A 9,691-nucleotide genomic window follows, 5' to 3' on the forward strand; every position below is an offset into this window, starting at 1 on the left:
GATCTGCGGTGGAAAGCGGTGGTTCTTGTAACTGATCGTCGTCGAGCTCATCCTCGCCCAATTATCCGTCAACCGTTAAGCTGCAGACCAACGTGACATCGCCTCTAGGACTGATGATCACTCTTCACGGCCCTCACATCCAAAGCGCCGAGCGACAGGTCCGTCGCTTCGAACCAGGCGAATGCGGATGTGGTGCTGCCCCCAAAGCGTTGAGGGCTTTGCAATAATGGGAATCCGCCGCCCGTCGAAGGAGATGCGCGGCGGATGGATGGAACGTAGGACCCGGTTTAACCCCAGATCTCGCAGATGTGTTCCGCGATCAACCCTACCTGCCCTCTTATCATTTGGATGCCCGAATGGGCCTCAATACCCCGGGCCTTGGCTTCCGCCAACAGCCGCGTCGTCTCCGGCTGAGCAATGACCTCCGCCATCGTCATACCTGGTTGCAGGAGGTCGGGGTCCAGCGGCAACACATCGGTTTCCTTGAGGCCAAGTGATGTAGCGTTGATGACGAGCTGCCCAGCTACGGGGTTCGCGGGACCAGCTCTGGCAACAGTGCGCCCGAATTCAGCATTCACTGTCTTCACCAATGCCTCTGCTTTCTCGAGAGTGCGGTTGGAAACTGTGATGCTGTTCGACCCCGCTTCCACCAGTGCGAACGCAATCGCCACGGCAGCTCCTCCCGCCCCTAGGATCAGCACATCACGACCCTCAATCGCGATGCTATTGGCCTGAAGTCCGCGAACGAAACCTTTCCCGTCAAATTGGTAGCCACGAAAGCTACCGTCCCGCTCACGCCGCACGAGATTTACCGCCCCCACGCGTTTTACCAGGGGATCCAGGCTATCGCAAAGCTCGAGGGCGGTCTGTTTATGGGGTATAGTTATGCCGAATCCTACGAGGTTCGACATGCCTTTTAACCCGGCCCAGATCGTGTCAAGCTCCTGTACTGGGACATGGAGTGGTACACAAACAATATCGGCGCCACGTGAGCTGAAGATCGCATTGATCGTGGCAGGGGTTTTCGCCTGCGCGATCGGATCTCCGATGATGCCAAACAATCGCGTGGTGCCTTTGATCTGGCAGCAGTTCACCATGAGAGTTCCTCACGCTTGAGCCAAACGATGCTTCCATCTTCGATGCCGACGATGAGATCGAGGACACCACGACCCGCCCAGTCTACTGCTTCTGGGGATGCGACATGCATGGCCATGGCGATCGTCTCATCTCGGAACTTGAAGGGGACCGGCAGGGCAAAGCGCGGCTCTTCACGCGTGCCGACATTGCGTGAATAGAACAGGCCGGCCTGCTTGGTCGTATTTCGCGGCGCGCCGGTCTTCGGATTCGGCGGAACACAGGCGCGGGCATGGGTGCCGAAGATCAGGTCCGTGCGCCCGGTGCCTTCCCAGTCGCAGAAGCAGAGCTTCACGCGGCCGCGGCCACCGCCGACATCGACGGTGAATCGCATCGAGTCGCCGTTTGCCCAACAAACATCGCGCTTGTCCACGAGTTCGGTGTCGGAAGCGCGCTTCCAGTCGCTGAGAACGCCTTCTTCATCCAAAGCAAGATAATGAAGCTCCCCGTCCTTGAGCCAATCCACGACTGCCGGACGCACGCGCCAGACGGTCTTCAGGGGCTTGCCCTTATAGGTCAGAAATTCTTCCTCGGCAAAGCGCGGCGGCAACGCCTTCTCGCCCGTATTGCGGAAAAGCCGATGACGGCCGGTCACGTCACTGACGAGAAGGTCCATATGTCCAGAGGCCGTCCAATCAGCGATCGTCGGGCAGGAATAGCCGAACATCTTTTCCGATGGCCCCTGAATGGAGCCCGTAAGTCCGGCGGCAAGCCGGATCGGCCTTCCATCAGCCGTCAGCATAATCTCCTTATCCAGGTAAATTGTTCCGTTCTCCTCCCGGCTTTGGTAGAACAGAAGCTCGCCGGTGCTGTTGCCGACAACGAGGTCGAAATGGCCGTCGCCGCTGAAGTCATACGCTGCCGGGCACGGCAATACGCCGGCGTGGATCAGCGGCTTGGTTGTTTCCACGCGTCCACGCTTCTCGAACCGCGGAAGTCCATCTTGCCCATCGCCACAGTTCTTGAGATAGGTGACGTAACCGTCCTCGGCGCCGAGGAGAATGTCTTCGCGGCCATCGCCGTCCCAGTCGACCACACAAGGCAGATGGATGCATTGATCGAGCTCGAGGGCCGTATCGTCGGGAGTGCGAAGCAAGCTGGTCGGCTCAAATTCTCCGTCTTCGCGCTGGCGCGCAATATGCAGGATGTTCCAGAACTCGCCGGCGATTAGGCTGTAGCGCGATCCGCCAAAGCGGCCAAAGGCCGGCGCGAGCTGGCCATATACTTCCAGCGGAGTTTCACCCGAGATGAGGGGACGGCCACGCTCCAGCACGGGGTCGGCCAACGTACCCTTGTTCTTAAAGGCGTAGAGGAAGCCGCGGAGCGGTCCGCCGAGCCATCGCCCGGCGTCGTCATAGCCGCGATAGCCTTCGTCATTCCATTCCAGCCCGTTGGGCCAGTAGTCGTCCCAATTGTCGCTGCCCACGATCAGCGCAGGGACGCCGTCCCCGTCGATATCGTGGAAGCGGGCCATGTGGAAATATTCGTTGCCCTTAACCCAGTCCGCCTCAAGATCGAGGCGCAGAGGCTCACCGAATTCCGGCGCTCCTTTCTCGCCGATATTCGGGTAAACAAAGATCTGCTTACGCATACGCGAGGCAGATACGAGATGAAAAATGTCGCCATCCTTCACGGCAGTTACGTATCCTCGGACGCGTTCAATAAGCTCTTGCTCGCCGAGAACTGGCGTGCCATCCGGGTTCGTTCCGATCTGGCGCCGAAGAAATACGCGTCCATCGTAACAGGCGTCCCAAGCTGAAAGAAGCAGGTCGCGCGTGCCTGTCCCAGTCCAGTCTACAACTTCGACACAGCTGATGATGCGCCCGGCAACTGGCGCTGACGCCACTCTGGGATGATACCTCAGTGCCTCAGAGCCATAGTCTGGGCCGTGCCACACGATTGCATCGTCCTCCCATCTTTTGACGCTCACGCTTTTTCTCCTTGTTCGGATCGATAATGGAATGCTATTCTAAAACGAAATGTGGTTTCAAATCTACGGAAAAGAGCCCAATGAGAAAAAATGCCGATGGAATCGTACCGGTCATGCTCACGCCCTTTACCGCCGACAATTGCGTTGACTGGGAAGGGTTGGGGCGACTGGTGGAATGGTACGTTCAAAGTGGCGCCGACGCTCTCTTCGCCGTCTGCCAGTCAAGCGAGATGCAAAAACTGACACTTGACGAGAGAATTGCCCTATCGAAGAGAGTGGTATCGTTGGCCGACGGACGCGTACCAGTGATAGCGTCCGGTCACATCAGTAACCGCCCCGACGACCAGCGTACCGAATTGATGGCAATGGCGGACACTGGTATCGATGCGTTAGTGCTTGTCACCAATCGACTAGACATCGGCAATAACGGAACAGAGGCCTTCCGTCACGGTCTCGATGCCGTGTTGAGTTGGGTGCCAAGTGATCTGGCATTAGGGCTTTACGAATGCCCCGCACCCTATCGCAGGCTGTTGACTGACGAGGAATTCAAAGAATGTCGCGATACGGGGCGTTTCATCACGCTTAAGGATGTCTCTTGCGACCTTGAAACGATCCGGCGCCGTGTTGCGCTGTCAGGAGACTCGGGATTTGCCGTGGTTAACGCCAATGCCGCGATCGCGGCGGCCGCGATCCGCGAGGGCTCCAAGGGTTTCGCCGGCGTCTTTACGAACATTCATCCCGATCTCTATGCTTGGCTGTATCGCCACGCTGCCGATGAGACCGATTTGCGCCGCGAGTTGGAGATATTTCTAGCGCTCTCAGCAATGGCCGAGCCAATGGGCTATCCTGGCCTCGCCAAGATTTATCATACCCGCCTCGGGACTTTCTCGAGCGCTCATTCGCGCGTCACCGATTACAACATAGCTGAGCGCCACTGGGCAGCAATGAGTCTGCTTGACCACATCCATACAGGGACAGAACGCTTCAGGCACAGGATAGCTGAACACGTGTAGTGGAAGCCGTATCAGGCCGCGCTTTGCCTGCCCTGCGCAAGCCGATGCATGACTGCTGCAGGGGTCATAATCATCACATTCGGTTCTATCAATGCGGATCTTATCTTCGCGGTTGACGATATGCCACGGCAGGCCAGGCGGTACTCGCAAAGCAGTTTGGGACCGAAGCAGGTGGTAAAGGAGCCAATCAGGCCATCGCCACCGCGCGCGATGGGGCCGCTGTAGTCATGGTATGGGCGGTCGGTGAGGATGCGTTGGCCGATGTCGCCATGCAGAACTTGATCCACTCAGTCGATTGGGCCGGATAGCGCCTGTGACTGAGCCGACAGGTTGTGCATCGATCCTAATCGCCAGCCAGGGCCGTAACATTGTCGCAGTTGCTGCTGGCGCCAATCTTGTTGCGTGTTCAGACATTGTGGATGATGGCCCCATTTCTAACGCAAGCGCCGCCGTCATGCAGATGGAGAATGACCGACCGCAGATTGAGCGGCTGATGCGACGCGTCAGAAATGTAGGCCGGTCAATTCTCGACGTCGCACCCGCATTTCTATTGGACCGCGAGTCTCTCTCGATCTGCGATTTTATAATCGTCAATGAGGAGGAGGAGAGGCGCTCGCAGGTTGGATGGCGTGCGGTTCAAGATTTGTCCACGTGCTTGAATATTGACGTGCTACGGACACCTGGGGGCGATGGAGCGGAAGCCTTTGCTGCCGGCGAAAGGATTTCTTTTGCTGTATTGCCGGCCGAATTCAGCGAATGGGGACTGCTTCGTAGGTGTCCTTGCACCCGCATTAGATTGCGGCTTGTCAAATAAGGCCGCCGCCGGTCGAGCGGTAACCGCAGCGGGCATCTCCTGTTCGCTCAGGGGGAGCCAGATGAGTATTCCTTTTGCGGGCGGAGACAGATCAATGGCGTCTGCAAGCCTAGTGCAAAGGTCGCGAAAGGTACCATTTAGCGTATTTTTTATCGCGGAAATCACGTCTCGCTAGAGCCGTGGAGACTAGTATGAGCTATACGTTTTTCTTTTCGGCAGTACTGGCGCTTCTCCTGGCGCCTGGTCCGACAAACACATTGATGGCGCTTGCAGCTGCCCAGAGGGGGCCTCGCCGCGTGCTGTGTCTTCTGCCCTCAGAGTTGCTTGGATACCTTACGACGATCTTGCCACTCGCGGCGCTAGGCAATTGGCTGTTCGAGCGCTGGCCTGATGTGGGAGTCACCTTAAAAGTAGCGGCCGCAATCTGGATGATGTATCTCGCACTGAAACTCTGGGGAGTGCGATTTGGGGGGGGGGGGAATGCCGAGGTAACCTCACTGCGGGTCTATATCACCACTGTCCTGAATCCCAAGGCCCTGATCTTCGGTCTTGTTCTCCTTCCCGTTCCAGTGGACGCGCAGTTCCTCCCGAAACTGGGACTATTGTGTCTTTCCGCAACCGCAGTAGCCCTTATATGGGGTTTGGCCGGAGCGCTAACGCAGGTGGGCAAAGCGGGAGAAACTCGCCTGCGTATTGCGCACCGCATCGCTTCCATATGGCTGGCTCTCGTCTCGTTTGCGCTTCTCGCTTCTTTGCTTAGAACCTATGCAACGGAGGCCGGCTTTTGATCCAGACTCGGCGAGCTATGAAGGGACACGCTGCGCAAATCCCCGCTCTCACGGTTTTGGCACCAGTATCGACTCTGCGTTTGCACTTTAACGCAATTTGTTCGGTTAACGATCGGAGGCCTGCCATGGATGTACCGCTTGCCCTCCTTGTCGAAGAGGACTCAGTACACACGCGCTTAGCGGCAAAATTGGCGGTTACGTGGGCGATCACGTCGTTATTTGTCCGCCGTTGATGGCGACTGGGGAGAGCATAGAGACGATCGTCGGGCTGCTCGGTGAGGCCATCGATGCAGCCGTGCTGGAAGTTCGCTCTAAGGTGGACCGACTGTAGATCAAGGGCAAAAGCTCTAGCGCCAATGGGTGTCATGGAAGCAAACCCACGATGTACCAGTCTTGATTGAATATACTTTAAGGGGCTACCACGTAAATGAACTAGCTTAATGCGGGCGGCACGGTGTGCGTGTGTGTGGAGTTGCGCTCTTGTCGTTCTGATTGTAATCTTTCAGATTCGGATTCGTTCACCGTTGAGAGTTAACCGTGGCAAACGTTTCACCAACAGAGCGTACACTTGATATCATTGAGTTGCTCGCCGATCATCCTGAAGGCCTCGCGGTCAGCGAGATAGCGCGACGGCTCAAGCTCCCCAAAAGCATTGCCCACAGGCTCCTCTCAATTCTTACAGACCGCGACTTCGCTATCCAAGATAGCGCATCACAGCATTACCGCTTGGCGATCCGAACTGCGTCGCTCGGACTTCGGTTTTTTGGGAACATTGGTCTGAACGAAGTGTGCCAGCCCATCCTGACTCGATTGGCACAACGCACCGGCGAGTTCGTTCGACTTTGCGCGGCAGAAAACGATGAGCTGTTGTGGATCGCTAGCGCCCAGGGGAGCTCCGAAGGACTTCGATACGATCCCACAAATGAAGTGGGACCTACCCTTTACGCGACGGCAAATGGTCGCGCTTGGCTATCCACGTTGAGGGAGACAGACGCACTAGCACAAGTCCGCCGGAAAGGTTTCATCTTGCCGCGCGACTATGCAGGTTCCTCAGTGACCAGTGAGGAACAGCTCTCCAAAGAGTTGAAGCAGATAAAAGAACGTGGCTACGCTGTATCAGCCGATGAAAGCGTGATCGGGATTACAGCATTCGCGGCGCCAGTTCCAGATCGCGAGGGGGGCCCTGCGCTCGGTTGTGTAAGCGTTGCCGGGCCGTCTGTACGCATGTCGCAATCCCGGGGACGCGAAATTATCCCGGATCTCCTTGCCGCAGCCAAAGAGCTAGGCGAGATTTGGCCTATACCGCGTTTTAAAAGATTGCTTCAATCCTCGTAGATTAACAAAGCGCCCGGCGAAACTTCAATGGTGCCTTAGCGGGAGTGGTTGGAGTTGGGAGTTGGCGTAGTCTCCGGGTTGTTCAACCTCGAATCATCCGGCGTTAGAGCGCCGGACAGGAGACTATGCCATGACAAGGACTACCATGAATGCCGAAGCCGTTCATCCTGGGGATGAGGCGACGGGCTATTTTTTCGACAACTGGTTTGATTCGATCGAAGCTGGCCTATTATCTGGCTGTCGATGTCAATAGCCTTCAGTGGTCTGCATCCTTAGCTGGCCCGTCTCCTGGATTACCATGGCCAGCCGTGCTCCGCCCGAAGCACCGCCCAAATGGCGCTCACATCACTCGGGCTCAAAATCCTCCACCGGCTCGTACCGGACACGCGGTCAAGTCAGGGATCGCTGCGGGGCTTGGCGTTCTACACCAACAAAATCTCCGGTTGGCGGCTGTCTCAACCGCACGCGGCCCGCTGCCCGGCAACATCAACGTGTGTCGAGGGCTGACACGTCTGACCGATATGTCGTGTCGCCCGCTAACACCCTCGCTTGTGACTAACCAGGGAGAGCCATCCCTGATCATAGGCATGGCCATACACAGAGGGTGGCGGCCGAGGCCGAGGTCATCCATCGGCGCGGACCCTGGCGCTCGTTCGAGGCGGTTGAGTTCGCGACGCTGGAATGGGTGGAGTATTGACAATCGCCTGCTACTCGAGTCCATCGGCAACATCCTGCAGGCTGAAGCGAGGAACGCGACTACGCCATGCTGGAAAACCACGATCACGGCCTGACTCAAACGAAACAGCCTCCAGCAAACCCGGCGCGGTTCAGTTTGGCCAGCACCCGCTCATCGGCGATATCCGTGGGCGGGCATGCTGATGACAGTGGAACTCGTGGAAAACAGGGTGACCAAAAGCTCCGTTCGCGGCGTCTAGTGGCCTCAGCTCGAAAACATATCACAAGGCGCAGGAACGGGGTCTCATCACGCATTTCCTCGGCGGTTCAGCCGACGCGCAAAGTAAGCACATCGACACTATCGTGGAACTGTGGGTGAAACTATTGACGGGACGGTTTCTGACGGTTCGCGCAGGAGCGGCATGCAAAAAGCGGTGACTGACGCTTTGACCATCGGGCGTTGCGTAACGACAGTTCACGCGGCGCCAACTCGATTGACAGCTCGTGGCCGAGAAAGGTCCTCAATTTGGAATGTGCGGTTTCAGCGGCCACATACAGGTAGCTGGATCGTCGTTCTGCTATTAAGTGTGGTCTGGCAGGAAGCCTTAACCTTTACCAGTGAGACGAAAAGTGGGAAATGTTTCGCCGACAGAGCGCGCTCTTGACATTATCGAATTGCTAGCCGACCACCCAGAGGGGCTCGCAATCAGCGATATAGCGCGCCGCCTGAAAATTCCGGAGAGCATCGCTCACAGGCTTCTTTCAATTCTGGTTAGCCGGGTTTTCGCGGTCCATAATGAGGTGACGCAACATTATCGTTTAGCTATTCGGACGGCCGCCTTGGGGCTTCGTTTCTTTGGCAATATCGGATTGAACGAGGTCTGTCAGCCAATCATCAACCGACTTGCCCATTCCACAGGCGAGTTTATTCGTATCTGCGCCGCGGAAAATGGTGAACTGGTTTGGATAGCTAGTGCCCAAGGCAGTTTAGAGGGTCTTCGCTACGATCCGACGATGGAAGCCGGCCCAGCTCTTCATGCCACGGCCAATGGCCGCGCCTGGTTGTCGACCTTAGATGGCAACGATGCTCTTGGGCAGGTCCGCCGACTGGGGTTCATTCTTCCCCGCAACTACGAACGCTCTATCGTGACGAAAGAGCAGGAGCTTTCTGAAGAGTTGCACCGAGTTCGAGTGGCTGGATATGCAATCTCGGCGGATGAAAGTGTTATTGGTATCGCTGCGCTTGCAGCACCAATTCCGGACAAGAATGGAGGCCCTGCGCTGGGGTCTGTTAGCGTCGCCGGCCCAACCGTTCGGATGACTCCCGCTCGGATCAAAGCAATCGTACCGGATATGCTCTCTGCAGCAAGAGAACTATCCGAAATCTGGCCGATCCCACGTGTCAAGAAGGTATCGACGATCGCTTCTAGCGAGTTGAACGGATATCGGGCGTGAACCTGGAAAACGTGTTTAGCCAGGCCCAGTCCGATGGTCCTAACATGCTTCATTGTGGCGTTCGAGAAGCGACGGTTCTTCCGACCAGAGTGCGTTCCGCTTCAGCCTTGAGTTACTCCCGGATAATCCCGAGCCGGTCGAGTTCACGCTTGATCTACGCCTTCAAGACGGCGCCGCCTCGTGCTGCGAGCAGCGCATCGATGTGTCAAACCATGATCCTTTGGTAAGCGGGTAGCTGATGCCGTTCAGCGGTGGTAGTTCCAAGGCATGAGCGCCTCGATAGCGCTGTTTGGCCAGCCATTGGCGATGCGCTCGAGGGTCTGGGTGAGCCAGGCGTGCGGATCGACCTGGTTCATCTTGGCGGTGGTCAGCAGCGTGGCGATGGTGGCCCATGTCCGTCCGCCGCCGTCGCTGCCAGCGAAGAGGCTGTTCTTTCGGGTAATTGCGAAGACTGATTCATTATGCACCTCCTTTTCAAATGGCGGAAAACAGCGATTCCTGGTTGTCGTCGTGGGTGCGACGTGGAGTATTGCGCGCCAAATCGGCT

Annotated in this window: 7 protein-coding genes and 1 pseudogene; 5 read left to right on the top strand and 3 right to left on the bottom strand. The window is 57.0% G+C overall.

The window, feature by feature from the left end:
• Positions 1-287: 287 nt before the first annotated feature.
• Positions 288-1,097 (bottom strand): shikimate dehydrogenase family protein, encoded by an 810-nt coding sequence (locus NKH23_RS33750; protein WP_353036659.1) that lies wholly within the window; start codon positions 1,095-1,097, stop codon positions 288-290.
• Entirely contained in the window at positions 1,091-3,064 is a 1,974-nt protein-coding gene (locus NKH23_RS33755; protein WP_353036661.1) for an FG-GAP repeat domain-containing protein, read from the bottom strand. The genes NKH23_RS33750 and NKH23_RS33755 overlap by 7 nt, the downstream gene beginning before the upstream one ends.
• Before the next feature lie 80 nt (positions 3,065-3,144).
• Here NKH23_RS33755 and NKH23_RS33760 point away from each other — a divergent pair, with 80 nt between their 5' ends.
• The 5 genes and pseudogenes from NKH23_RS33760 (at position 3,145) to NKH23_RS33780 (ending at position 9,144) form a co-directional block, all read left to right on the top strand.
• A complete protein-coding gene (locus tag NKH23_RS33760; RefSeq protein ID WP_353036663.1) occupies positions 3,145-4,077 on the top strand; it encodes a dihydrodipicolinate synthase family protein in 933 nt (310 codons plus the stop codon).
• A 191-nt stretch (positions 4,078-4,268) separates the two neighbouring features.
• Positions 4,269-4,385: pseudogene (locus NKH23_RS33765) on the top strand (ribokinase); the annotation flags it as partial.
• Between the two features lie 697 nt (positions 4,386-5,082).
• Positions 5,083-5,679 carry a LysE family translocator gene (locus NKH23_RS33770; protein ID WP_353036665.1) on the top strand — a complete coding sequence of 199 codons (597 nt, stop codon included), beginning with the start codon at positions 5,083-5,085 and terminating at the stop codon, positions 5,677-5,679.
• A gap of 537 nt (positions 5,680-6,216) precedes the next feature.
• Positions 6,217-7,014: an IclR family transcriptional regulator gene (locus tag NKH23_RS33775; protein WP_353036667.1), complete on the top strand. Its 798-nt coding sequence runs from the start codon at positions 6,217-6,219 to the stop codon at positions 7,012-7,014.
• Positions 7,015-8,319: 1,305 nt separating this feature from the next.
• Positions 8,320-9,144, top strand: a complete 825-nt coding sequence (locus tag NKH23_RS33780) for an IclR family transcriptional regulator (RefSeq protein WP_353036669.1) — start codon at positions 8,320-8,322, stop codon at positions 9,142-9,144.
• A gap of 245 nt (positions 9,145-9,389) precedes the next feature.
• Here NKH23_RS33780 and NKH23_RS33785 read toward each other — a convergent pair.
• Positions 9,390-9,691, bottom strand: a 302-nt coding sequence (locus NKH23_RS33785; protein WP_353036671.1) for a transposase domain-containing protein, incomplete at its 5' end; no start/stop codon positions are given.

Source organism: Mesorhizobium sp. M1328 (assembly GCF_040318075.1).
GTDB lineage: Bacteria > Pseudomonadota > Alphaproteobacteria > Rhizobiales > Rhizobiaceae > Mesorhizobium.